Raw genomic sequence first — 220 nt, forward strand, 5'->3', positions numbered from 1 at the left:
TGCCGCTCGACTTGCATGTGTTAGGCCTGCCGCCAGCGTTCAATCTGAGCCATGATCAAACTCTTCAATTAAAAGTTCGATTTGCTTAAACACGTTAAGCGGTGCTCAGAGATTACTTCGTAATAATTCAACTAAATGAATTACTGCTTGGTCACTCTAAGACTTGATATTTTTTGCCACCGAGGTGGCTGATATCGTCTTGTGAGTGCCCACACAGATT

At 43.2% G+C, this 220-nt stretch carries 1 rRNA gene; it reads right to left on the reverse strand.

The features are described 5' to 3' along the window. A 16S ribosomal RNA gene (locus tag EVX52_RS25215) occupies positions 1 to 71 on the reverse strand; the annotation flags it as partial. Between the last annotated feature and the right edge of the window lie 149 nt (positions 72 to 220).

The sequence above is a fragment of the Rahnella sp. CFA14(1/10) genome (genome assembly GCF_004195095.1).
Classification (GTDB): domain Bacteria; phylum Pseudomonadota; class Gammaproteobacteria; order Enterobacterales; family Enterobacteriaceae; genus Rahnella; species Rahnella perminowiae.